The following is a 24,445-nucleotide window of genomic DNA, read 5'->3' on the forward strand; positions in this document are numbered from 1 at the left end:
CATAGTATTAAAAATGAAAACCTATGAGCCAATAAAATAATAAGGTTTCACTTAAGTTTGCCTAAAACTTGTTTCTACGATTGTAATAGCATGTTAAAACTGATGAAAAACCCTATCTCTCGACCATATTTTTGATATAAATTCTGTATACTTAAGACTGAATACCCCTTTTCACGATCTATTGATGATATAACATTATGTCTAGACGTTCAGCACCCTTTGTCGCCCCAGACTATATCGATGATCCTACGTCAAAAGACGGCAAAAAACACGCCAAAGTTTTGCTATCAACGCTGCAAGAAGATATTGCAAACTTTCGTCATGAGCAATTTCCGCCTGATATTTTGCGCCAGATTCGCGATATGCCTATCTATGAAGGCAACTTAGCAGAGGTACAGGCTTATCAGCAACGTTGGCAAAATCTACTTGAGCGCGCCAAGGATTTTTATCCAGCGGCCAATATGCCACCTGATTATCTGCCACTGCCTGCCAGTCTTGAGATACCGCAGTTTATCTACCATGTTCAGCGCCTACATTTGACCAAAACGCGAGCCAAGGAATCTAAAAGCTTTGGCTCAGTTGGGGCACTGACTGATAAATGTGGTGACTATACTGATGATGAAGTCGCTCGCATGACAGCGGTACTGGATAATGATGACGACGCTCGTTTGGTCGCTCATCGTGAGTTTATTGATCTGCGCGCTTATGTGTTTTGCCGCGATAGCAAGGGTGAGATGCTAGAGCCTGAACGGGTACGTTTTTATCGTACTGGTCTTATTGTCCATGCTTTGCCTGATTTTAAGATTGTCGACAGCAGGCAAACACCGCGCAAGCGCCGCAACGACGCTTATAACAATCCGCTTGCAGATAATGGTGTTTGGAAGATTTATCGCAAAAAATAATGTATGTTTATGCTATATTTTTTCGCGAGTCTAATTTTAGTTATACCCGTTTTAAATTGCTTATTTTGTCCTAATTTCTGAGGATTCCAGATGTTCGCTGCCGCCGCCGGCTCACCAAATTTAATGTTACAGGCCACTATCTTTTTGGGAGCAGCGCTGCTCTTTGTTCCCCTTGGTAAACGCTTCGGTATTGCAACGGTCCTAGGCTACCTCATCACAGGGCTTATATTGGGTCCAAGCGGTTTGGATGTGGCGGGTGATGCTGAAAGTCTACTGCACTTTTCAGAGTTTGGCGTGGTCATGCTGCTATTTATCATCGGGCTTGAGCTGCAGCCATCGCGGCTTTGGGCGCTGCGTCGCTCTATATTCGTTCTTGGCGGTCTACAGGTTGGGCTGACTGGTACACTATTGATGGGGCTATTGCACCATGTTTTCGCCTTACAGCTAGATACTGCTTTTATCGTTGGCTTTGGTTTAGCACTCTCCTCGACCGCTTTTGTGCTACAGATATTGACCGAAAAACAGCAACTTTCGAGCACACATGGCCGCGAAGCTTTTACTATCTTACTATTCCAAGATATCGCGGTTATTCCTTTATTAGCAGTCATTCCGTTCCTATCGGGGGTTCGTGAGCAAAGCTACGATTTACTGTATTTTGGGAAAGTATTTGCCGTGTTTGCTGGTCTCATCTTTGCCAGTCGTTATGTGGTTCGACCATTCTTTAAGTTTGTGGCCTCAAGCGGCGCTTCAGAACTACTAACAGCGGTCGCGTTGTTTATTGTCATGGGCGTGTCTATTTTGATGGGTCAAATTGGTCTATCAATGGCACTAGGTGCATTTTTGACAGGCGTGTTGTTAGCTGACTCTGAGTATCGACACGAGTTAGAAGCCAGTATCGAGCCGTTTAAAGGATTGCTATTGGGTCTATTTTTCATGTCGGTCGGTATGCTCACTGACGTCAAACTCATTTTGGCCAAGCCGATATTTATCATTGGCTGTGCCCTCGCTTTAATGTTTATCAAATTTGCAGTGATTGCAGCCATTGCCAAAGTATCTGGCAACCGCTGGCCAACCAGTATCAGATTGGGTGTGACCTTGGCGCAAGGCGGTGAGTTTGCCTTTGTTCTGTTCAGTGTCGCCACCGCCCAAAGTGTCTTACGTCCTGATCTTGCCAATACGCTAAACCTTGTTGTTACGATCTCAATGGCACTGACACCATTAGCCTTTTTGTTGTTAGAAAAAATAGGCGAACCATTATTTGCCAAACGCAAACCAAGTCGAGAATACGACACCATTCCCGATCATGAGCATCAGGTAATTATCGCAGGCTTTGGCCGAGTCGGTCAGATCATTGGTCGTGTGCTTCGTATGCATAATATTGAATTTACAGCCATTGAACGTTCTGCCAACCGAGTAGATTTCGTGCGTAAATTTGGTAACCAAGTCTATTACGGCGATCCAAAAAACCCTGAGATTCTACGAGCTGCTGGTATTCAAAAGGCGCGTGTCTTTATTTTGGCAATCGATGATTTAGAGCGCTCCATCACTACCGCTCAGTATTTACGCAAAAACTATCCTGAGCTGATTGTATTAGCCAGGGCGCGGGATCGTCAGCATTACTACCGCTTACGCGAAGTTGGTGTGCGTCACATTTGGCGTGAGACTTACTTGTCATCTTTAGACATGTCACGTGAATCGCTACAGCTACTCGGTATCTCTCCGGAAAAAGCTCGAGAGACAGTAAAAACATTCCGTGATTATGATGATGACTTAATTGAGCGTCAGCAAGCCATTTACGATGATGAAGCCAGCATGATTGAGTCTGCACAATCAGCGATGGCAGAGCTTGAAAGCCTATTTGATGAAGATATCGGCAAAGCGCGCAAGATGGATTTGACCGATTTCTACGACGCCTTAAAGAGCCAAGCGACGCCAGTTGACGAACCACACGATACCGCAACAGACTCTAAACACTAGCAAAAACTAGATAGGTATAGCCCCTAGTCAGATAGACAGTTTTTAGGGGCTTGTTTTTTATTTAGTGAGCTTGTGCAATCCCAGTTATCACTGTCTGGTATATGATAAAAAACCAATGTCTGCTCGTTCAGATAGCGGATTGGAAATGTCACGTTCTGGATCGTAGCAATTACCGCGCAATCCGTCTCTAGCACACCAGCCGCTTGACTATCGACATGCATACGTACCTGTTGCTGCTCGGTACTGAGTGGCAAATCTACAGGACACCGCCCAGTCTGCTGATAAATCAACGCCACTCGGTTTTGGGCATTTTTGGCAATGTCATAAGCATCAAATAGCACCTCATTTTCTTTTGGTTTGGCGATAATAGGTAAAAACTGCACCTTAATGACCAATAATGCAAAGGCGAAAAAACCAAACCCCAATGCTAAGCCAAATAAACTGACGCCGCCTTCTTTTTTCAAATGCGCTTGTTGTGCCGCCTCATCACGTGGATAATCGTTAATCGCATCCGCGATCTCACGTCGCGCCATCCGGTAATAATATGCATCTGTCCAGCGTGCCACCATAGCAGACCAAAACAACCAAATAATCGCAGCAATACCGATCCGCGTCGCCATTTGATAAACGTCTGGCACATAAGACATCGCCACAAACTCAAAGGCAACAAGCACAATGGCGACATTAAGCTGAATAAATGACCATCCTGCCACGCTATACACAATGGCATCCATATAGCGTTTACGGTATAACAGCCAAGGAAACGTCATAAAAAATGCAGCCCAATGCCATTTTGGCGACAGATAGCCTTGCTGATCAAACTGCTCAAAGCGCTTGAGATAATAGCGCTGGGTACGATCACCGATAAACCATTGATCCAGTTGCTTGCGTTTAGCAGGTGTTAATGACTCTTGATAAAACGGTGGCGGTGAATCTGTCTCAATAAATAGCATGGCAATACGCTCTACTGACTCTAAAAAACATCCTTAACGATGACACTATGATAACGCTAAAACCCATATCTAGGATAGAGAAACGACAGAACTGAGCAGCAAACGCGCTAAAATAAGATTGTACGTTCACAGTTGTATGGATTTGACTTATAATGAGTCAACATCACCCACTTAATTAAGCCTTACAAATCCTATGAGTCAACATTCTGATATCAATGACACCATCAACAGCCTTGACACTACTGATGAGCAAACCTCTAATAATACTAGTGCGCCTATCGATACGGATACAAACGCTAGACATGAGATAGAACCTGGCTCTGACAAACATATCCGCATCGTTAATACTTTTATGAAGCGGCGTACGCACATGAACAAAAACGCCGAGCTAGCACTTACCGCGCCAGAGTTTTCTGAGTATCTGGTCAATAACAGTTTCGGCAATGGCGATCTTTCAGGTATTGATGATTTGCGAGCATTGTTCGCTGATAGTCCAAATGGTTCTGACGCACCGCTGACCTTGGAGATTGGTTTTGGTTTGGGTGATTCATTTATCGAGATGGCAGCCGCAGAGCCCGCGCGCAATTTTGTCGGTGTCGAAGTGCATGAGCCAGGTATTGGTAAATGCGCTTATATGGCAGGAACGCAGAACTTGAGCAATGTCAAAATCATCAATGGCGATGCTATTCAATTGCTGAAGCAATTACCAGAAAATCATATTGACCGTATCCAGCTTTACTTCCCTGATCCATGGCAAAAGAAGCGTCATTACAAACGCCGTTTCGTCAGTCCTGAGCGTATGGCTATCGTTACGCGCAGTCTAAAACAAGGCGGCTGGTTTCATACAGCCACGGATTGGGAGCACTATGCATTTTGGATGGTTGAGGTATTGGATGGGTTTGCTGGATTGACCAACAAAGCAGGCGCAGGCAACTTCACCGACCGTCCTGACTTTCGTCCAATGACCAAATTTGAGCGCCGCGGCCTTGAGCGTGGTCACGGGGTCTGGGATTTGATCTATATCAAAGACTAGCAAACACAATCTTGCTATCGATAATTTTGACAAAGCGGCTATTCTATTTAGCCGCTTTTTTATGCCCGTTTATAAGCTTGCTATCACAGCAATAAATATGCTTGGCGGGTCGTTGGTTGCTTTTATCTCGTCATACTCTTGACTTCAAAGCCCTATAGTATGGTAATACGTGGAAGAATCACAAATTGTAATTATGTGAAACATAGCGGCCAGAGCACAGTTTGTCAACGAAAAATCATCTTCAACGCACAATATTGGAAGCTTGCAATATATAACCTATACACGCAAGCATAGATACCATAAGGGCTTCAAGAGTTCTCCCCATAAGCTGTGGATAACCCTGTGTATAAGTGGCCACTTGACAACCATATGCCTAGGTAACTTAAAGGTTAAGATAAAATCGTTCATTTTTTGTACAATTTAAAAATCATTTAAAAACAATAACTTATATTAAATATAAAGCCATAAAAAATTATTTTAAATATTTTTAAAAATAATTTAGCCGTTTATAATGTTTCACAACCAGTAAAAATGAGTACATTATTTGCTGTGGACAACTCATAAGTCTATTGACAAACATAGCTGTTATCAGTTTCAAAAACACATTTGAAGAGATGGCTATCTTCGTGAATCCTCACTCTTATATCGTACGACATTCAGTGTCGTTTAGCGTCGTCCAAGACTCAATATCGCGCTTGGATTTTGTTATAATTACTCTATCGAATCAATAGCACTACAGAGATTCAGATAGCTATTAGCCGTTAATATCCGACTCAAAAGCTATTGTAACTGTGATTGATTATGAACTTATTTTTACTTCTCTCGTTATTTAATTTTACTGTATAGTAGAGCGATATCTCGATATTACTACTGATAGCAGTCATATGACAACCTGTGTATTTAAGCCAGTTGTCAGAGCGCGAATAGCTATATGATTTATCTTATTAGCGCTGCTCAGTATGCACCAGTTATCACTCTTAGACGTATAAATCTTTTATCTATAGCGCCAAATCAATTATCAAAAAAGGAATCCAGTATGGACGACAATAAAGCCAAAGCCCTCAAAGCGGCATTAGGTCAAATTGAAAAGCAATTTGGTAAAAATACCATCATGCATCTGGGTGATGATTCAGCCATTCTTGATGCCGATGTGGTCTCAACAGGTTCTCTTGGTCTAGATATCGCACTTGGTATTGGTGGATTGCCGAAGGGTCGTATCATCGAGATCTACGGCCCTGAGAGCTCAGGTAAAACCACAATGACCTTGCAAGCAATCGCGGAGTGTCAAAAACAAGGCGGCACCTGTGCATTTATCGATGCTGAGCATGCGCTTGACCCTGTGTATGCACGCAAGCTAGGCGTCAATACCGACGACTTATTACTGTCACAGCCTGATAACGGTGAGCAAGCGCTTGAAATTACTGACATGCTCGTGCGTTCAGGCGCAATCGATATGATCGTTGTTGACTCGGTTGCTGCCTTGACTCCGCGTGCAGAAATTGAAGGCGAGATGGGCGACTCACATATGGGCCTACAAGCGCGTCTGATGAGCCAAGCGCTACGTAAGATTACTGGTAATGCTAAACGCTCTAATTGTATGGTTGTGTTTATTAACCAAATCCGTATGAAAATTGGTGTTATGTTTGGTAGCCCAGAGACTACAACTGGTGGTAATGCCCTTAAATTCTACGCCTCTGTACGTATGGACATTCGCCGCATTGGTGCGGTCAAAAATGGCGATGACATCATCGGTAACCAAACTCGTGTTAAAGTCATCAAGAACAAAATGGCACCGCCGTTCCGCCAAGCTGAGTTTGAGATTACTTATGGCGAAGGTACCAACCACTTGGCCGAAGTGATTGACTTGGGTGTCGAGATTGGCGCGGTTGGTAAGGCAGGTTCTTGGTACAGCTATGGCGATGAAAAAATCGGTCAAGGTAAAGCCAACTCTGTGCTTTTCTTAAAAGAAAACCCTGCTATCGCCAAAGAGATCGAAGATAAAATTCGTGATGAAAAGCTTGGTAAGAAAAAAGATAGCAAAGCGCCTGAAACTGACGATGTAGAACTGGCACCTGACTCTGTACAATAATGGTCTGTCTATTATCAGTAGCTGCTATAAATAATCATGACTTATTATGAAAATTAAAACATTGGCTGAAATCTTAGCTGAGTCGGAAACCGGCTCAGCTAGTTCTGTTGATAGCAAACGAAAAAAACCTACTAAACACTCCTATCAAAACACATCTAACAAATCAGGTAAATCTAGCAAGCTTTCTAAAGTCCCAGATCAAGATCATTCAAGCACTAGTGAGCCTACTGTTGACACATCATATTTTGAAGAATCTTCTGCTAAGATAAAAAAAAACTCTAAATCCAAAAAACGTAAAAAACGCTTTCATCCAGCTGCTAACTTCACCGCTGAGTCAAGCGATACACCTGCTTATCAGCCACCTGAAGCACAAACCATCAAAGAGATGCTGGCCGAGGTCAAGAACAGCGTACATAGTGGTGATGCAGAGAATGACATAGCTGAAAACGACAACTATGCTCCCTCGTTTGAGCAATCAGAATGCGGAAGTGAACGTCCATCATTTGATGATAGTGCAGTAGAAAACCAAAACGATAATATACCAGCCGCGCTTAAAGCTTACCTGCGTACCCCAGAGCAAAAACAAGCAGAGATTGATGCTATCAAAGCTGAGAGCCGGCTACGTTGGCTTGCCTTCTATTACTTGTCACGACGCGAATACGGCAAAGCTGAGCTCAAGCAAAAGCTAATCGACAAAGAACAAGACCCAGAAAAAATAGATGCCCTACTTGATGAGTTTGAGGAAAAAGGCTATCAAAGTGACTACCGCACCACTCTTATGCTGATACGTGAGAATATCCGTAAAGGTCGGGGACGCGGGCGTATCAAGCAAGAGTTCTATCGCAAAAAAATCGCGATGCCAGGTAACATCGATGAATTGATTGATATGGCAAATAGTGAGTCTGAAGAGTTTAGTGAGTTTGTAGATGATAGCTCAGACAGTCTGGTAGATGGGGTAGATTGGCTAAAACTGGCTGTGGTAGCCCGTACCAAAAAATACGGTGATGACTTACCTACTGAGCAAAAAGACAAAGCCAAACAACTGCGATTTTTGCAGTACCGAGGGTTCAATACAGATATCTGCTTTGCAGCACTCAACTACACAGTGGAAACCTTAGATGAGCGATTTTAAAACTTTAATACTACTATAATAGACATAAAAAAGAGCACGTCGTTAGACGCACTCTAAATTTATGACCCTAAGCTTTTTTAACTCAGTCTGTCACTTTAAAGTACCGAGACGATTAGATAGCTGGCTGATAATTTGATCAATCTCTTCGTTGGCTTCTACTTCATTATCTAAATTACCATTGGGCGTTAGCTGGTTCATTACCTCAGGTAGTAATTCAGCCAAACCTTGACGTACTTCTGTTTCGTTTGCACCCGTACGCGCTGCTACTTGCTGAATCTCACGCTCATCAAACAGCTGATTTATCTCATTTGGGTCCAAGTTCTCGTTGGCCTCATTCGTGCTCATCCAAGAACGTACTTGTTCAGCATGACCCATACCAGTAATTTTCGATAGTGCACCGCCGATACCGCCATTACGCTTGATCCAGCTCAGCACCATTGGCATAAGGACAGCGATAAGCATCCCCTTACCACCAAAGCCACTGCTGTTACGCTGACCCCCTAGTACACTGCCTAAAATATCGCCCAGTCCACCAGCGCCTGAGCTGACGCTACCACGCTGATTACCACCAGCCAGACCACCAATGATATCATCTAAACCAAAACCATTATCTGGCTTACGATCGTATTGCTGCGGATTGTAGCCACCTGCTTGACTACCGCTGCCCAATACGCTGCCTAGTATATCGCCCAAGCCACCTGTACGACGTGGATTGATACGTTGATTCACTGGATGGCGTTGAGCATCCTCTGGATTCATTGCACTACGGGCCACTTGGCTCACTAAATTCCCTAATAAACTCATGATCTCTTCCTCTTATCGTCATATTATTTATGATACAAGCCGACTGCCTACCGTTGTCCATACTGGTTTTTCATGGCATAAACTGGAAGTACAATGCAGTTGGTTCATATACTTTATTTATGAGTTTCAATATAACAAAACTCTTTGGAGACCAAGATAGGTATTTTGTTATGACATGTAGGCATTCGTAAGCCTATAACAGATGAGTAAGACTAAATAGAAACGTGAAGATCAATCAGTATATTTTACCCTGTTTAATCCTTATTAATATTGGCTAAAACACTAAGCGTTCGCCATTCCTCTGGGCTTACTTGATCACAAAATATGGTGATAGATAGAGGGCGCTGATAAGGCTCTACTATGTTGAACTCAAGATTTATCGCCCATTGATAGTAATGTGTAGAGAGTAGCTGTGCTTGCCACAGCTCATCGCCTCGACTTGTCTGAATCAACAACTGCCACTGTTTATCCATACGTTGATCAAGTGGCGGCTGACTCAGATGTCGTAGTGTCAAACGTGTCAGAAATAAATAGCCAACAATGGCTAGCGAGACAGTCAAAATCAGCAAATATTGCCACCATGCCAAAGCCGCAAGCCACGCTAAGACAATCATGATCGCACTTAAACCCACATAGAGCAGCCGGCGTAGCCGACTGGTAGAATGAATAGCTGTATCAATGCGCAGCGCCGTTGCTAGGGTCATATGGGCGCGCCATGAGAAATCATCAGTATTGTGCCTATCAAATACAGAGCCTCTAAACCAAGTCTTTGGTGTGTCGCCATGTTTTTATTTTATTAACGAGTGCCCATATATCATCCTCTGCTGGACGATTTTGATTGGTAAAATAATCCAATAGATCCGGGTCCTCATGGGTGAGCATTTGGGCAAAGGTCTCTTGCTCAGCAGAATCTGCTGTCAGATACAGCTCTTTGACATAAGGATCGATATAAAAATCTAACTCTTTCAAGCCGCGACGAGCTTGATAAATAATACGGCGCTGCTCATTGGTCGGTTCTGGCTGAGTGATACTGGTCATAAAGATACTCTCTTTCATTTCAATAGTTTTTGATGTGGTATTCAATCATAGTGGAAAATTAGATTGTAGATATTGTATTTATCACGGTGTGGCTTTATCGAGTATTTGTATTAATAATACAATGCTCATGATGGTACGCTGATAATTGACTCCATAGTGCCACTGCTTGCTGCATCATGCTTACATTATGCGTGCGAATGATGCTGGCACCTTGTTGTAGCGCAAATATCCCAGCAGCAGTCCCTACTGCGTCTCGTTCTATGGCTTGAGTGGTCTGTACTGTTTTGACACCACTATTGGTCAATACCTCTCCTAAAAAGCGCTTACGTGAAATACCAAACATCATTGGCAAACCCAATGCCTGTAAGCTGTCTAACTGACTTAATAAAGCACAATGATGCTCATAGTTTTTGGCAAAACCAAAACCTGGATCAATAATAATATTTTCCTGCTTAACCCCAAGGCGCGTTACCTCTTTGATACGTGTGGTCAGTTCTGTGCTCACTTCATCAATCACATTATCATACTGTGCCAGATTGTTCATCGTCGTTGGCTCACCGCGCATATGCATCAGCATGACAGGAATATCAAGGCTAGCGGCCAGTTCTGCAGCGTCAGTACGTTTTAACGCCCTGACATCGTTCCAAATATCAGCACCAGCATCAAACGCTGCCTGCATGACCTCTGGGTTGCTGGTATCAATAGATAACCAAATATCATCTCCACAATGCTGGCGTATAGCTTGTACCACTGGCACAACCCGTTGTAGCTCTTCAGTAGTCGATACAGTATCTGCATTGGGGCGAGTAGATTCACCGCCAATATCAATAATAGTAGCACCGTTATCCATCATCTGCTGACAATGAGCAACGGCATTCTCTACCGCATTAAACCGCCCACCATCCGAGAATGAATCTGGCGTTACATTCAAGATACCCATGATATGCGGCTCAGACAAATTCAAGGTTTTATTACGGCTCGATATTTTATAGTTGGGTAAAGGCTGAAATAATGACATGAGCGATCCATCATAAATAAGTTGTATAAAATAGCTCGAGAGTTCGTTATCTGTGCTTATGATACCAGTAAATCTTATGACGTCCTAAGCCCTTAAAAGAATGATGACAATAAAAAGGCCCTTTATGATAAAGGGCCTTTTATTAAACTTCAATCAGAACTGCCTTACATCGCCGGTAATGGTGGCGGTGTAGAAGTAGTCGTCTTAATGTCATTTTTTGACAAGTTGACTTCGTTATGTTGATAGACTCTTGGTGGACGCGGTTCTTCACCTGCTAGAATATCTTGCAGCTGGTCACGGTCGATGGTTTCCCAATTCATGAGCGCTTCAACCATTGCATGCATTTTATCTTGATTGGCTTCAATCAATTCGCGAGCGATATCGTACTGCTCTTCTAGCATACGGCGCACTTCTTCATCAACCTTTTGCTGCGTGGCTTCTGAAATCGTACGACCACCACCGCCAAAGTATCCTTGCGAGCTGTCATCATCTTCATACACCATGATACCTAGTGCATCAGACATACCATACTTAGTGACCATCGCTCGTGCCATTTTGGTTGCACGTTCAAAATCATTTGAAGCACCTGTTGACATCTGATTAATAAAGACTTCTTCAGCAATACGACCACCGAACAAAATCGCAATGTCGTTTAACATCTTAGATTTATACATGCTGGTTTGATCGTGCTCAGGCAGCTGCCAAGTAACACCAAGCGCAAAACCACGAGGCATGATAGTGACCTTATGCACCGGATCTGTACCTGGCAGTAGTTCAGCTACTAGCGCATGACCCGCTTCGTGATACGCGGTCGCACGGCGCTCTTCTTCGCGTATCACCATAGATTTGCGCTCAGGACCCATGTATAGCTTGTCTTTTGCATCTTCAAAATCATTCATGTCGACACTGGTCTTGTTACGACGCGCGGCAAACAAGGCTGCTTCGTTTACAAGGTTAGCAAGCTGTGCACCACTGAACCCTGGCGTACCACGAGCAAGAGAACCTGCATCGACACTGATGGTGTTCGGCAACTTTCTTAAGTGTACTTTTAAGATTTGCTCACGGCCTTTGATATCTGGCAAGCCCACTTGAACCTGACGGTCAAAACGACCTGGACGCAACAATGCTTTATCAAGCACGTCAGCACGGTTGGTTGCAGCAATAACGATAACACCTTCATTGCCTTCAAAACCATCCATCTCAACCAATAATTGGTTCAATGTCTGCTCACGCTCGTCGTTACCGCCGCCCATGCCAGAGCCACGATGACGACCGACTGCATCAATCTCATCAATAAAGATAATACAAGGGGCGCTCTTTTTCGCCTGCTCAAACATGTCGCGTACACGTGATGCACCAACACCAACAAACATCTCAACAAAATCAGAACCTGAAATTGAGAAGAATGGCACTTTAGCTTCACCAGCAATGGCTCTTGCTAGCAATGTCTTACCCGTACCCGGTGGACCTACCATCAAGATACCACGAGGAATCGTGGCACCAAGTTTGGTAAATTTATCCGGATCACGTAAAAAGTCAACCACTTCAACGACTTCTTCTTTGGCTTCTTCACAACCAGCCACATCTTCGAAGTTCACCTTGATTTGGTCTTCCGTCAGCATTTTGGCTTTTGACTTACCAAAGCTCATTGGGCCGCCGCCTTTACCGCCTGCACCGCCCTGCATATTACGCATAAAGAATAAAAACAGACCAATAATCAGTAAAATTGGGAAACTGGCTATCAGTAGTTGCATCAATACGCTTTGGCGCTTTGGTGCGGTCCCTTGGACTTCGACTTGGTTCTCACGTAGCATTGGCATCAACTGGTCATCTGACACAGCCGGTCTAATGGTCTCAAAAGATGAGCCATTTTTCTTTTCGCCGGTGATCTGTTCGCCGTCAATTTCGACACTGGCTACTTGGTTTTCTGACACAGCGGTCACAAACTCAGAGTAGTTAAGGTTATCTGGCTCAGATGATTGATCAAAGCCGCTAAACACCAGCACTAAAACGCCGATTACCACCAGCCACAATAAGGTATTTTTTACCATGTCGCTCACTAGTTATTCCCATCCCTTACTTATTGGTGTGTTTACTAAACACGTGACGTCTATAAACGTATTGCTCATTTTTAACGAGTATCCCGATAATAAAAAGCTGCTAAATTAAATTTATATGATTTACAGGTAGCATAAAAATTGCTTTTATAAATAATCAGTATGAGATAAACATAGATATACGATCATTGAGCTTGTAAAACGCTTATTATCAGACGACTTTGTCTAAAACGTATGCTAAAAACAAAGGTAATATACCATGATATATGGCGCTAACCTGCATAATTCAAGCAGGTTTCACGATTATTCAGTTAATGAATGTAGCGCTTTTTATACGACCATAATGATAGTTTATGGTGACTGATTAACTCGCTTACAATAGTAGCAACTCATTGATGTTAAAACTATTTAATCGCCACCCAAAACATCTCTTTTGAGCGCGGACGTGACGCACTTGGTTTTATACTACGAATCTTACTAAAATCCTGCTGCATCTGCTTGCGTAATTCTTGTGTGCCTTCGCCCTGAAACACTTTCATAATAAGTGCGCCACCTTTTGGTAAGGTTGATAAAGCAAAGTCCACTGCCAGCTCGCATAAGTACATCATACGCGGCTGATCGATAGCGCTATTCCCCGCCGTATTGGGTGCCATATCAGACAATACCACGTCGACTTGCTTATCGCCTACTTCTGCCATAATGGCGTCAAACACTTCAGCTTCACGAAAATCACCTTGAATAAAGGTAACATTAGGCAAAGCATCCATCGCCAGAATATCAGAGGCAATCAAGATACCGTCGTCACCAACCAACTGTCCCGCTACTTGAGACCAACTGCCAGGCGCACTACCCAAATCTACCACCGTCATGCCTTTTTTAATCAGGTTGGTTTTTTCGTTAATCTCTAATAATTTATAAGCGGCACGGGCACGGTAGCCATCTTTTTGAGCCTTTTGTACATAATGATCGTCAATGTGCTCTTTCATCCAAGCACTGCTGCTCTTTGATAGTTTTTTGTTTTCGATACGCGTGGCCAAAATACCTGCTCCTATTGCTTTACTAAATCTAGCTGCTTTAATTGCGCTATCGCTTACAAACTGATACTAATCCGTTGCGGATTATTCTAAATACGGTGTTAATCAGATTTTTTATTCATGGTTGGTCGCAAACTGACCAAATTCTATTGGTTAAATGACTGTTTTATAAGGCAGTAGCGTTTATAATGTACCAAACATTCAGTTTAACATTTTCGTCACGTAAAATCGTGCAAAATCCTGCTGATCTCATGCAAGATGGTCACAGATTATCTATAATGATCCATAACTGTTTTTGACAGTACCATTTTTATTTTTACCAACACCTAGGAATTCTATGCAACTCGATAACGCTACCATCAAACGTCTAAAAGGCATCGGTCACGAGCTAAAGCCTATCGTTATGATCGGCAACAAAGGTATTACCCCAACCATTACCGAAGAGATTGATCGCGCGCTAACAGATCATGAGCTTATCAAAGTAAAACTGCCTGCTGGCACCAAAGAAGAGCGCGACATCGTTGGCGCTGAACTTGCTAAAGCAGCTAATGCGTCTTTGGTCCATTCTATTGGACGTATGGCATTATTGCTACGCCAAAATCCAAATGCCAACCCTAAACTGTCTAACCTAGCACGTCACGCGCAGTAATATGTCATGACAAGCTTTGCTTGAATAACAGTAGGCCGCATCAGCTTAAATAATGACGGTAACTATAAAAGCCGCGATGCATCTTGCTCGCGGCTTTTGTCTTGTCTGCTGGTTTTGGATCTGCTTAGTGTAACGTATCAGCCTAGGGCATATCCCTATTTAAAAATGGTGATAAACGTTTGAATTCGAGGTGCGCCCTAGTTATTCGGTTTAATCTTTTACCATTAATTTTTAAAAGTATTATAGAGTTTGATAAATAATGAACCAATTTTTTAATCTTGTTATAGCCGCCGAGACGCTAGAAAAAGACGCACAGCAACTGGACGTGACGGTAGAAGCATTACAGCGTATTTGTGTCAAGGTGAACGCTAAGATCGTTCGACAGCCAATATTACAATTACAGTTAACCTATCAAATTACTTTACCCAGTCAAATATTAGCCAATCAATTGGTTTGGCCAACTTGGCAGCAAGCCCGAGTAGGATTTGCTGATTATCTGTGGGAAGAGACTTGCCTTGAATGCTTTATCATGGGTGACACTCTAAGTGATGAGGCTGCTACTGAGACTCAAGACGCTGAATCTTACATTGAGATTAATGCCAACCCTGATGGCCGCTATGCACTCTATGAGTTTAAAAGCTATCGTCAACCTGCCACATTGCCACCAGCACCTTTATACGAGACTGATGGACACACACGTGCCTCTATTGAGTGGACGGATAATATAAATACACAGGACATAATACAGAAATCGTTGTTTGACAAATCACCAGCAGCGTATTCCATTCATCGCTACGAGCGAGGCTTTAACGTTCCTCTGGTCGAACTTCCTAATCAAAAATACGCCATTGCAAATACGATTATTGAGCAGATACATCCTTGTGTTATTTTACAGCTCGGTAAGACCGCTTTATATTTTGCCTCTCAGCACGCCTCCCCGCCTGATTTTCATAATCAAGACTATTGGCCAAAATTTGCACTTTGATTTACTTTTATGATCTGCACTCACTTAGATACAGTTATTATTAGATATCATTAGGGCGTATTGAACATTCGAAAATAGGCACTGCTGATCGCTAAAATTGTTCCAGACAAGGCACAAAGCGACGATAATGCAGATGCCTTAGCGAGATTTGTAACGCAGTATGGGGCAATTTTAGCATCAGCCCCAACGATAAAAGCAGGGGACAGGACTCTTTTTTGCCGCTTCATCGTTAAAAATAAGCGCTTAGAATGACTAAACTTATTATTTTTAACATCGAATCGCCTAAAAAATAGTCGCTGTCAGTGCCATGGTCGAATGTTTAACACGCCCTATTTAAAGCACAAAAAAAACCCAGCAATGTCATAAAGAGCATTACTGAGTTTGGAGAAAACTTTTAATTCGTTTAACTGATACTTATTTGTCAGCCATCGCAAGGTAGATACCACGGTCTGATGCATCATCAACATACTGCGAATCACGCCATGTGGTATAGCTGTAAGTACCGCTATATGGGCTGATGCTGTTTTGACGGAAATCAGATACCCAGTCATTGCCATCAAAAATCTGGATATGACCATGTGGACGGCTTGAGGTGCGGTTATAGACAACGACGTCACCAACTTGAGGTTCCATATCGTTACTAATTTTGGTAAAGCCTGCTTGGGCTAGTGTGCCACGAGAGGCATATTGATAAGCTGAAGGATTAGGCGTAAATTTGTAACCTGCTGACTGTAGCGCTTTACGTACATAGCGAGCACAGTAGCCAGAACTTCTAGATAGTGCAACTCGTGAGGCATGTGCTGCTGCGATAGCAGGAGCAGAATTGCGATCAGGAACACGACTTGCTTGCTGTTGACGCTGCTCATATGACAAACGGCTAGTGAGTGACGCAAGCTGATATTCTTTTTGCTTAGCATGAGCGCTTAAATTGTCAATGGCTTGACTGATCTCATCGTTGCTATATACATGAGCACCACTGTTAGTGCTGTAGATGTTGCGACTAGAACCATAGTTCGCAGAAGTAGAGATATTTGTGATGGTATGACTCAAGGTATTATTTGGTTGAAAGGTTGTTTCGGCAGCACCACTCGTCTGTGCGATACCCATTCCCAATACTGACAAAATTAATAAAGCTTGTTTCATAAATTTACTACCTATTGTTAATACAAGTCTGCTCGTCATCCGTGACGAAACATCAATTAATTTAGAGGATATAATCATTAAAAAACATGATAAAATCCTTATCACAACAGCTCGTTCTTTTATAGTGACTAACACCAGTATTACCACCCGTTTAGTCAACTACCTCATAAAATTTTGCTATATATCGCTTTTAGCATGTCTATTCTACATATCGAGTTTGTCACCTAATAGATGAGTCATCACGATGTCAAAAAAACAGCCTAATCGGCTTGCCCAGCTTATAGATCATCAAGCCTTTGCTGGTAGCGCGCTACCTCAACCTCTTGCTAATAACATGCGGCTATATATAGAAGCGACCAATGAGGTAAAAGAGCTGCTGGTAGACTGTCTACCTGAGGAAATCCTCAATACTTGTTGGGTCGTAGGTTTAACCTCTGAGCAGTTAATACTCAGTGTGGGTTCGATGACAGCTGCTAATCATATTCGCTATTTACAGAATGCGTATTTGCAAGTATTAACAGAGCAGTCAATTACATTTAAACAACTCAAGCAAATTCGCGTTGTAGTAGCTAAAACATTTGCTGATAATTATTCATCTAGACAATCATCAGCGTTATTAGCAACCTTGCCCAAACCTAGTAAAGCCAATGAAAATCAGGCTCTTAGCCAAAACACAAAACGGACTATATCACAGGCTGCAGAGCATGTCACCACTGATGAAAATCTAAAAAAAGCCCTCCTACGCCTAGCAAATCATTAAAAATACAGATATTACAATGTAAATTTATGTAAACAAAACCATAAAGTGAGATTGGTAACGCTGCTTTTTTGTAATGTCTTAAACAAAAAAAATCATCTATTGGGGCCATTCAATTTATGAATAGCACCAATAGATGATTTGGAAATCACCTACAGCTTTTACGCACTCTGCCTTAGAATAAAATTCACAAAATGCTATAAACTTTATATTTAAAATATTGCATATTATATAAATGTAATTATAGCGTTGCTATGTAATATTGCGTAAATGTTTCGATACTTCGTGTATATTCCTGTATTTATCCTTCAACTGCTAAACCATTTAGCGGTGAATATTCGATCGGGCATGTTACATTGTCATCAAAAGTTACAATTTCAAAGTTATTTTTATCAGAGAGTATTTCACGCACTAACAAATTATTTAATGCATGACCAGATTTGTAGGCATTGAAACGACCGACGATAGGATAACCAATCAGATATAAATCCCCGAGCGCATCTAAAATTTTATGGCGAACAAATTCATCATTAAAGCGTAGGCCTTCTTCGTTAAGAATATTGGCATCATCGATGACGATGGCATTTTCCATACTGCCGCCCAAGGCCAGATTATTCTGACGCAATTGTTCTATGTCACGCAAAAAGCCAAAAGTACGTGCTTCGCTTAGCTGCTCAATAAAGTTTTGGGTAGAGAATTGCAGTTGAGCATGTTGAAAATTTCTGTCGATGGCAGGGTGATCAAAGTCAATCTCAAAATTCAATTCAAATCCATCGTAAGGGCGTAGCTCTGCCCATTTATCATCTACTTTGACGCGTACTGGTCGTACAATCTTAATGAACTTCTTTAAAGCATCTTGTTCACAGAATCCTGCATCAAGTAGCAAAGCAACAAAAGGAGCGGCACTACCATCCATAATCGGTATTTCTGAAGCAGAAACACGAATCAATAGATTATCTACCCCAAGCCCAGCGATCGCACTTAGCAAATGCTCAACCGTACCTACACGCGTACCACCAAATACTAAGTTTGATGACATCATGGTGTCTTGCACCAAAAAAGCACTTGCTGGAATAGGCTCGCTGCCTACAATATCAGAGCGCTCGAAAACAATACCAGTATCAACCGGCTGTGGATGAAACTCCAAGTCAACAGGCTGACCACTATGGAGACCAGTACCTGTAACGGCTATCGCTGTCTTTATGGTTCTTTGGTTCATGGCTGTCTTCTCACATATTTTGTTACAATTGACATAGTGTACCACTACCTTCCCCATATCCGCTACAAATAAAAAGGGTTAATTTCCTTATCTCTTTGATTGATAACACTTATCGTCATTATCTCATCATATATTTTCACAGTTTTATGCCCTGTTGAAGGCTTCGAAACACTAGATTCTGGATATATTTTTTCGATCAGAAACATTTTGCGATACTCCTGATTGTGTTACTCTCCTTTTATAGGCCAGTCTTTTCTATGTAGACACAAAAAAGCCAGCGTTTGAGCGCTGGCTTTTTTTAATTTAATACTAAAAAACTATTTGTTCTGTTGACGCTTCAGATAGTCTTGGATGCTATTGGTTTTAGTTTTTGTCTGCTCTTGAGGCGCGCTTGGACGTGCAGTATTAACGTTATCTTGATGCAGTTGAGCTTGTGATTTCTTCTGACTATTTAATGCACTGGTATGTACATTAGGATCAACAGGTTGTGTACTATTGACAGAAGGAATCGGCTGCTCCACTACTTCTGGCTCTTGCCCTGCGTTTTCATCTAAGGTCAGACCTGTTGCAATAACCGTTACATGCAAGTCATCACCCATTTTTTCATCGATTACAGAGCCGTAGAAAATATGAGCATCGTCGATATCCGTAATCTCTTCAACGATAATGCTGATTTTGCTCATCTCGTCCAGTGATAATGACTCAGAAGAAATCACGTTGACCAATAGACCTTTCGCATTTTCTAGACGTAAATCATCAAGTAGTGGTGATCTGATGGCTTTTTCGGTGGCTTGACGTGCACGATCATCGCCACTTGCACGGCCAATACCCATCATTGCATGACCTTTAGCCGTCATTGCCGTACGGATATCGTTAAAGTCAATATTGATCATACCTTCGCTAGCGATAGTCTCTGCAATACCTTGAACCGCATGTAGCAAAACATCGTCCGCTTTTTTGAAAGCGTCTTGCATAGAGATGTTACCGTATACGCTCATAAGCTTGTCGTTTGGAATCGTGATAATCGAGTCCACGAAATTAGTCAACTGCTCGATACCTGCTTTCGCAGCTTTAATACGTTTGCCACCTTCAAATTTAAATGGTGTGGTCACAACCGCAACCGTCAACACCTCCATTTCTTTGGCAATACGTGCAACCACGGGTGCTGCACCTGTACCTGTACCACCACCCATACCAGCAGTGATAAATACCATATCTGAGTTTTCAAGCAATGCACGGATAGCTTCTTCTTCGCTTTCTGCTGCTTCACGACCAACTTCTGGATTTGCACCTGCACCTAGACCACGGTTCGTTTTTGCACCAAGTTGTAGTTTGTGCGGTGCAGTCAGACGATCTAGCGCTTGCTTATCTGTATTAGCACAGACGAACGTTACACCTCTAATCCCTTGTTGTACCATATGTTCAACCGCATTACCGCCGCCGCCGCCAACACCGAATACAGTGAAGCTCGCTTGGCCGTTATTTTGAAGCTGGTTATCATCTGGCATGGTGTATTTTGACATAAAAAAGATTCTCCAGTTGCAGATAGCGTGTAGGTCGATACGTAGTAACGCACTCATATGGCGCGCTATCGACATACTATATATAAATGTATTTAAATAAAACAGGGCTATGGATCAAATAGTTCAGCGCGGACCATAATAGGTCATCATCGCTTAAGGTATTACTGTTACTGCTTAGCGTATTACTTTCAATATGACTTCAATTTTTACTTACTTTATTTAAGAGCATCCTACAAAAGCGCTTATGCTCTACATGTTTGGTAAGTATGTCTATAGTATTTTTTTCAACACATCAGCAAAACGTTTGCCTGCGCTTTGAAAGACCCCTGTGACTCGATTTTTTTGAATCGTATCAGGTTCGCTTTTTTCACTGCGGCGAAACTGCTCACTTTGACTATATAATAGTGTGCCAAAAGCTGTTTGGTAAGCCCGGTCATTGACCTGACTATTAAGCTGTTTAAATGACTCATCGTTATCAAAATGATTGTAAGCACTAATAGCAGGATGCGTATTGGTCAATACCACTGGCATTTTGAGCAGCCGTTTAGCAAACGGTATCATTCCTTTAATCGTACTACCGCCGCCTGTCAGCACGATACCTTTGTCAATATAGCCTATTAAACCTGCTTCATGCAGTTGACGAGCGACTTCAGTGAATATCTGCACATAACGCGCTTCAATGATACGTGCTAAATTATAGATACCGATGTTGATTTCATCGCTCGATCCTTGCGGTTTAAACAAAAAGAATGAGCTTGGGTCGACACTATTGGCATCAGCCGTACCATGAGACTTTTTCAGTTTCTCAGCTTCAATCATCGATATACCAAAATCAGCTGAAATATCCATTGTTACTTCATGGCTGCCAGTAGCAATACAATGCGTAAAAATCAATTTATTTTCTTTGTAAACACAAATACTGGTCGTACTGGCACCGATATCTACCAAGCAAACCCCTTGCTGACGCTCTTCGGTCATTAAACTGTATTCAGCACTGGTCACTGCATCAAATACGATATGGTCAATACCGACATCGCAGCTTTGTAGTAGTTTTTGAATATTTTGGCGGCTAGCGACAGGCATCATCATCATGTGATACATCACAGTGATATTATGTGCCATCATCTCAATTACATCGTCGACCATGAAGTCTTGATCATCAACATAGATACCTTGCTGGCAGCAATGCATGAGATAGTAATCGGATGGCAGATCGCGCGACTTGGCATTAGACAAGGCCTGTACCATATCTTTGGCACGTACGAACTCGTCCTCAACCCTCACCTCTCCAGCACTGTTTTTACTAGATAGCTCAGGTGTTGCGAGCGTCAACCACACGCTATGCACGCGGCAATTGGCAGTATCCTCTGCTTCTTGGATGGCTTGCTTGATAGCACCTTGTAGGCGTTCACGATGCTTAATTTGGCCTTGATAAAAATCGCTATTTTTAACTTGCCCTACGCCTAAGATACGAATGTCTTTTGCAGAGACAACATTGCCAATTACGACATACACTGCCGTGGCACTTAGATGGACAACAACCAAATTTTCGTTATATTTCATGGTAGCAGACAAATTATTACTAAATAGGAGCGCAAATAATGCCATCCTATTGAATCATTAAAAAAAGCGCTGTTAATACGCTATGATGTTGTACATATATTATTCATTTTGGGCAAACAGTTTCGACTCAAGTAACCACTCATCAGTATTACTTCAATTATTTGGGCTCATCAACTGGCGGCGCTGACATATCCCAGGCAATCGTAAAACCATTCTTGTAGCGTAAGTCTACAGATTGCATCTCATCTCGGCGTCCGCTTAACTGATTACCAAGTAACTGGCTTAGATTCAGTAATTTTTGTGCGGTGTTCTCATTATCGACGATGACGCGCAAGCCATTATCAAAACGAATGAGCCAAGTCATTCTTGGTGACAAAATAATGTCTTCAACCTGCATATCAAGTGGCGCATACCAATCATTGACTTGCTGCATTTGCTGCATAATGACTGGCGCTTGAGCCATTTCACCTTGCAGAGTAGCAAAGCGCTCTTGCGTCAAGTCGCTACTATCAGCAGGAACGAACACAGATCCTTTGGCATCAACCAAGCGCTCTGTTCCAAAATTAGCGACTGCTTGCTTAGGTAGTGCAGTAACTACAATGCCGCGTTGCCAGTCTCGAGAGATACTCACTTGATCAACCCATGCAAGGCTTGTCGTAATATCTCTTAATGCTTGCAAATCAGAAGTAAAAAAACTGCTGACCTTTTGCTGATCCATCACTGTCTGCAATGAGTTGTATTGAGCGGTAGAGAGCCCTTGATTGCTGATATGAATCTCAGCAGGCGGTGCATCACGTAACGCTTTACCACCCATTATCAATATTAGTACCAATAATCCTAATACCAATATCATAAAAAGATATCGGGCCGAGGTTGGTAATTGGAGTTTGGATGCTGGGCGACCGGCTTTATCACTCATCAAGTCAGTTACCTCGTTGACAGTTTGAGCCATAACGACCTTTGTCCCTATATTTGCATAAAACTGATCATGCTAATTATTGACGTAAATCTGCAAGTTTTTGCAGAAGCTTATTAAAGCAATATATTATCAAAGACTGTCAATAAAAAGACTGATAGTCAGCGATTATTCTTATTTAAACGTAACATTTTTCTTGGGTTATGAATAACTTATAGGTTATCCCTACAAAAAACGTAAATATTACTAAAACAAAGCTATTCTTACAATATTAACGTATTTTATAGGCAAACAATAGCGTAACGCTCGCTAGTAGCCTTGAATTTACACAAGTTTACATGAAGCTATGTTATAGCAGCTCTAGTGATACATTGACGGCTTTTTTGACTAAAATCGCCATGCTACAAAAGTGATAAAGCTGAGAAATTATAAACCTCTATATAATTTCTCATTGCCCATGCTTTAACATAGCTCATTTACTCAATATGGTTGTCATCAGACTCATTGCTAAAAAATCGTGATAAATATGATGAGCGCCACATCAAAAAATTAGACTGTCTGAGATAATATGTGCCAGCACAATGTGTCAAAATCCATGCCTCTAGCTTTGGCTGCCATTGGTACCAAACTATGACTGGTCATACCGGGCACGGTATTGATCTCAAGCAACCAGAAATTCCCTGCTTCATCCTGCATGGCGTCAATACGTCCCCAACCTTTTGCATCTACAGCACGGAATGCCGCCAGACTTAACTCTTGCAGATGCTTCTCATCAGCAGCGCTCAATCCGCAAGGAATATAGTAGCTGGTATCGTTACGATTATACTTGGCCTCAAAGTCATAGAAATTGGTGATATCAGCAGGCTCAAGTCGAATGACAGGATAAGCTTCGTCATCGATAATCACAATCGTAAACTCACGACCTGTGATCCAGCGCTCAGCCATCACGGCATCACCACACTGTACGGCAGTAGCATAGGCCGCAGGCAATTCATCGAGATGATTGACCTTGGTCATGCCAATACTTGAGCCTTCGTGAACGGGTTTAATGATAAGCGGCAGTCCTAGCATATTGACCACTTGCTGCCAGTCGGTATCAGCCGTCAATAATGAAAACGGTGCTGTGGATAAGCCGCAACCTTGCCAGAGCTGTTTGGTACGCACTTTGTCCATACCTAATGCTGATGCCAAAACGCCAGATCCCGTTTGCGGTATATCAAACCACTGTAATACACCTTGCAGTAGACCGTCTTCGCCGCCACGACCGTGCAAGACATTAAACACGCGATCGTAATCACGTAATTCTGTGATGTCTTGATGCTTAGGATCAAAATGAGTGGCGTCGACACCTTGGTTTTGCAGTGCCTGCAATACAGCCGCACCGCTATCCAAAGACACGCTGCGCTCATTGCTGCTACCACCATAGATCACAGCGACTTTACCAAACTGAGCGGCATCTTTTACATGACCAGTCATCGTACTGATAGATTTTTTATTCTCTTCCTCATTTGGCGAAATGCTCGCGTCGCTTTGTCCTGCTTGTGCAGCCGCCGCCAATGCTGGTTCTGGATTGGTGATGGCTGATCTATCTTCGGTATCATCGATAGCGAGGTTCTGAGTACTCATGTTTTCTTTATTATTAGTCGTCATGAA

At 42.5% G+C, this 24,445-nt stretch carries 21 protein-coding genes; 8 read left to right on the top strand and 13 right to left on the bottom strand.

Features of this window, described 5'->3' with window-relative positions:
- Window positions 1-197 precede the first annotated feature (197 nt).
- Both CUR83_RS11040 and CUR83_RS11045 read left to right on the top strand, forming a co-directional pair.
- Window positions 198-902, top strand: coding sequence for a hypothetical protein (locus tag CUR83_RS11040; protein ID WP_058024595.1), 705 nt, complete (start codon window positions 198-200; stop codon window positions 900-902).
- Between the two features lie 90 nt (window positions 903-992).
- On the top strand, window positions 993-2,879 hold the full coding sequence (locus CUR83_RS11045; RefSeq protein ID WP_284719653.1) for a monovalent cation:proton antiporter-2 (CPA2) family protein: 1,887 nt from the start codon (window positions 993-995) through the stop codon (window positions 2,877-2,879).
- A gap of 23 nt (window positions 2,880-2,902) precedes the next feature.
- Here CUR83_RS11045 and CUR83_RS11050 read toward each other — a convergent pair whose 3' ends face one another.
- Entirely contained in the window at window positions 2,903-3,832 is a 930-nt protein-coding gene (locus tag CUR83_RS11050; protein ID WP_093071169.1) for a DUF2628 domain-containing protein, read from the bottom strand.
- Between the two features lie 193 nt (window positions 3,833-4,025).
- On the opposite strand from CUR83_RS11050, the gene trmB reads away from it, so the two are divergent.
- From trmB to CUR83_RS11065, 3 genes are all read left to right on the top strand, one after another.
- Window positions 4,026-4,865 carry a tRNA (guanosine(46)-N7)-methyltransferase TrmB gene (gene trmB, locus CUR83_RS11055; protein ID WP_093071171.1) on the top strand — a complete coding sequence of 280 codons (840 nt, stop codon included), beginning with the start codon at window positions 4,026-4,028 and terminating at the stop codon, window positions 4,863-4,865.
- Between the two features lie 1,036 nt (window positions 4,866-5,901).
- Window positions 5,902-6,954 carry a recombinase RecA gene (recA, locus tag CUR83_RS11060; protein ID WP_071003057.1) on the top strand — a complete coding sequence of 351 codons (1,053 nt, stop codon included), beginning with the start codon at window positions 5,902-5,904 and terminating at the stop codon, window positions 6,952-6,954.
- A 46-nt stretch (window positions 6,955-7,000) separates the two neighbouring features.
- Complete coding sequence (locus tag CUR83_RS11065; RefSeq protein ID WP_093071174.1) at window positions 7,001-8,086, top strand: regulatory protein RecX; 1,086 nt, start codon at window positions 7,001-7,003, stop codon at window positions 8,084-8,086.
- Window positions 8,087-8,176: 90 nt separating this feature from the next.
- Here CUR83_RS11065 and CUR83_RS11070 read toward each other — a convergent pair whose 3' ends face one another.
- From CUR83_RS11070 to CUR83_RS11095, 6 genes are all read right to left on the bottom strand, one after another.
- Complete coding sequence (locus CUR83_RS11070; protein ID WP_093071177.1) at window positions 8,177-8,890, bottom strand: YidB family protein; 714 nt, start codon at window positions 8,888-8,890, stop codon at window positions 8,177-8,179.
- Window positions 8,891-9,144: 254 nt separating this feature from the next.
- The gene (locus CUR83_RS11075; RefSeq protein ID WP_093071180.1) at window positions 9,145-9,594 is read right to left on the bottom strand and encodes a hypothetical protein; all 450 of its coding nucleotides are present in this window, start codon (window positions 9,592-9,594) and stop codon (window positions 9,145-9,147) included.
- Between the two features lie 52 nt (window positions 9,595-9,646).
- Window positions 9,647-9,928, bottom strand: a complete 282-nt coding sequence (locus tag CUR83_RS11080) for an FAD assembly factor SdhE (protein ID WP_058024586.1) — start codon at window positions 9,926-9,928, stop codon at window positions 9,647-9,649.
- Between the two features lie 94 nt (window positions 9,929-10,022).
- Window positions 10,023-10,946, bottom strand: a complete 924-nt coding sequence (gene folP / locus CUR83_RS11085; RefSeq protein ID WP_093071183.1) for a dihydropteroate synthase — start codon at window positions 10,944-10,946, stop codon at window positions 10,023-10,025.
- Window positions 10,947-11,110: 164 nt separating this feature from the next.
- Entirely contained in the window at window positions 11,111-13,006 is a 1,896-nt protein-coding gene (gene ftsH / locus CUR83_RS11090) for an ATP-dependent zinc metalloprotease FtsH (RefSeq protein ID WP_093069415.1), read from the bottom strand.
- Window positions 13,007-13,407: 401 nt separating this feature from the next.
- Window positions 13,408-14,040, bottom strand: coding sequence for an RlmE family RNA methyltransferase (locus CUR83_RS11095; protein ID WP_284719654.1), 633 nt, complete (start codon window positions 14,038-14,040; stop codon window positions 13,408-13,410).
- A 334-nt stretch (window positions 14,041-14,374) separates the two neighbouring features.
- On the opposite strand from CUR83_RS11095, the gene CUR83_RS11100 reads away from it, so the two are divergent.
- Together CUR83_RS11100 and CUR83_RS11105 are read left to right on the top strand one after the other, a co-directional pair.
- Window positions 14,375-14,686: a YhbY family RNA-binding protein gene (locus CUR83_RS11100; RefSeq protein WP_058024582.1), complete on the top strand. Its 312-nt coding sequence runs from the start codon at window positions 14,375-14,377 to the stop codon at window positions 14,684-14,686.
- A 259-nt stretch (window positions 14,687-14,945) separates the two neighbouring features.
- Window positions 14,946-15,671: a DOMON domain-containing protein gene (locus tag CUR83_RS11105; RefSeq protein ID WP_284719655.1), complete on the top strand. Its 726-nt coding sequence runs from the start codon at window positions 14,946-14,948 to the stop codon at window positions 15,669-15,671.
- Between the two features lie 414 nt (window positions 15,672-16,085).
- On the opposite strand, the gene CUR83_RS11110 is transcribed toward CUR83_RS11105, so the two are convergent.
- Window positions 16,086-16,814, bottom strand: coding sequence for a CHAP domain-containing protein (locus CUR83_RS11110; RefSeq protein WP_284719656.1), 729 nt, complete (start codon window positions 16,812-16,814; stop codon window positions 16,086-16,088).
- 244 nt (window positions 16,815-17,058) lie between these two features.
- Between CUR83_RS11110 and CUR83_RS11115 the strand changes: the two genes are divergently transcribed.
- Window positions 17,059-17,574 carry a hypothetical protein gene (locus tag CUR83_RS11115; RefSeq protein ID WP_186473717.1) on the top strand — a complete coding sequence of 172 codons (516 nt, stop codon included), beginning with the start codon at window positions 17,059-17,061 and terminating at the stop codon, window positions 17,572-17,574.
- A gap of 298 nt (window positions 17,575-17,872) precedes the next feature.
- On the opposite strand, the gene lpxC is transcribed toward CUR83_RS11115, so the two are convergent.
- The 5 genes from lpxC to CUR83_RS11140 all read right to left on the bottom strand — a co-directional run bounded on the left by lpxC (window position 17,873) and on the right by CUR83_RS11140 (window position 24,442).
- Window positions 17,873-18,790, bottom strand: coding sequence for a UDP-3-O-acyl-N-acetylglucosamine deacetylase (lpxC, locus tag CUR83_RS11120; protein WP_071003046.1), 918 nt, complete (start codon window positions 18,788-18,790; stop codon window positions 17,873-17,875).
- A 317-nt stretch (window positions 18,791-19,107) separates the two neighbouring features.
- The gene (gene ftsZ, locus CUR83_RS11125; protein WP_240366541.1) at window positions 19,108-20,313 is read right to left on the bottom strand and encodes a cell division protein FtsZ; all 1,206 of its coding nucleotides are present in this window, start codon (window positions 20,311-20,313) and stop codon (window positions 19,108-19,110) included.
- 270 nt (window positions 20,314-20,583) lie between these two features.
- Window positions 20,584-21,921 carry a cell division protein FtsA gene (gene ftsA / locus CUR83_RS11130; RefSeq protein WP_058024576.1) on the bottom strand — a complete coding sequence of 446 codons (1,338 nt, stop codon included), beginning with the start codon at window positions 21,919-21,921 and terminating at the stop codon, window positions 20,584-20,586.
- 112 nt (window positions 21,922-22,033) lie between these two features.
- Window positions 22,034-22,828, bottom strand: coding sequence for a cell division protein FtsQ/DivIB (locus tag CUR83_RS11135; protein WP_071003045.1), 795 nt, complete (start codon window positions 22,826-22,828; stop codon window positions 22,034-22,036).
- A gap of 513 nt (window positions 22,829-23,341) precedes the next feature.
- The gene (locus tag CUR83_RS11140; protein WP_425301302.1) at window positions 23,342-24,442 is read right to left on the bottom strand and encodes a D-alanine--D-alanine ligase; all 1,101 of its coding nucleotides are present in this window, start codon (window positions 24,440-24,442) and stop codon (window positions 23,342-23,344) included.
- Window positions 24,443-24,445: the final 3 nt, after the last annotated feature.

The organism is Psychrobacter pocilloporae (assembly GCF_029872915.1).
In the GTDB taxonomy this organism is placed as follows: domain Bacteria; phylum Pseudomonadota; class Gammaproteobacteria; order Pseudomonadales; family Moraxellaceae; genus Psychrobacter; species Psychrobacter pacificensis.

Bases quoted from the DNA above. Each gene is read 5' to 3' on its own strand.
- CUR83_RS11070 (WP_093071177.1), bottom strand. From the start codon at position 8,890: ATGAGTTTATTAGGGAATTTAGTGAGCCAAGTGGCCCGTAGTGCAATG.
- CUR83_RS11065 (WP_093071174.1), top strand. From the start codon at position 7,001: ATGAAAATTAAAACATTGGCTGAAATCTTAGCTGAGTCGGAAACCGGC.
- CUR83_RS11080 (WP_058024586.1), bottom strand. From the start codon at position 9,928: ATGACCAGTATCACTCAGCCAGAACCGACCAATGAGCAGCGCCGTATT.
- CUR83_RS11045 (WP_284719653.1), top strand. From the start codon at position 993: ATGTTCGCTGCCGCCGCCGGCTCACCAAATTTAATGTTACAGGCCACT.
- CUR83_RS11075 (WP_093071180.1), bottom strand. From the start codon at position 9,594: ATGACCCTAGCAACGGCGCTGCGCATTGATACAGCTATTCATTCTACC.
- ftsZ (WP_240366541.1), bottom strand. From the start codon at position 20,313: ATGTCAAAATACACCATGCCAGATGATAACCAGCTTCAAAATAACGGC.
- CUR83_RS11110 (WP_284719656.1), bottom strand. From the start codon at position 16,814: ATGAAACAAGCTTTATTAATTTTGTCAGTATTGGGAATGGGTATCGCA.
- recA (WP_071003057.1), top strand. From the start codon at position 5,902: ATGGACGACAATAAAGCCAAAGCCCTCAAAGCGGCATTAGGTCAAATT.
- CUR83_RS11050 (WP_093071169.1), bottom strand. From the start codon at position 3,832: ATGCTATTTATTGAGACAGATTCACCGCCACCGTTTTATCAAGAGTCA.
- trmB (WP_093071171.1), top strand. From the start codon at position 4,026: ATGAGTCAACATTCTGATATCAATGACACCATCAACAGCCTTGACACT.
- lpxC (WP_071003046.1), bottom strand. From the start codon at position 18,790: ATGAACCAAAGAACCATAAAGACAGCGATAGCCGTTACAGGTACTGGT.
- CUR83_RS11105 (WP_284719655.1), top strand. From the start codon at position 14,946: ATGAACCAATTTTTTAATCTTGTTATAGCCGCCGAGACGCTAGAAAAA.
- CUR83_RS11135 (WP_071003045.1), bottom strand. From the start codon at position 22,828: ATGGCTCAAACTGTCAACGAGGTAACTGACTTGATGAGTGATAAAGCC.
- ftsA (WP_058024576.1), bottom strand. From the start codon at position 21,921: ATGGCATTATTTGCGCTCCTATTTAGTAATAATTTGTCTGCTACCATG.
- CUR83_RS11040 (WP_058024595.1), top strand. From the start codon at position 198: ATGTCTAGACGTTCAGCACCCTTTGTCGCCCCAGACTATATCGATGAT.
- CUR83_RS11115 (WP_186473717.1), top strand. From the start codon at position 17,059: ATGTCAAAAAAACAGCCTAATCGGCTTGCCCAGCTTATAGATCATCAA.
- CUR83_RS11100 (WP_058024582.1), top strand. From the start codon at position 14,375: ATGCAACTCGATAACGCTACCATCAAACGTCTAAAAGGCATCGGTCAC.
- folP (WP_093071183.1), bottom strand. From the start codon at position 10,946: ATGTCATTATTTCAGCCTTTACCCAACTATAAAATATCGAGCCGTAAT.
- CUR83_RS11140 (WP_425301302.1), bottom strand. From the start codon at position 24,442: ATGACGACTAATAATAAAGAAAACATGAGTACTCAGAACCTCGCTATC.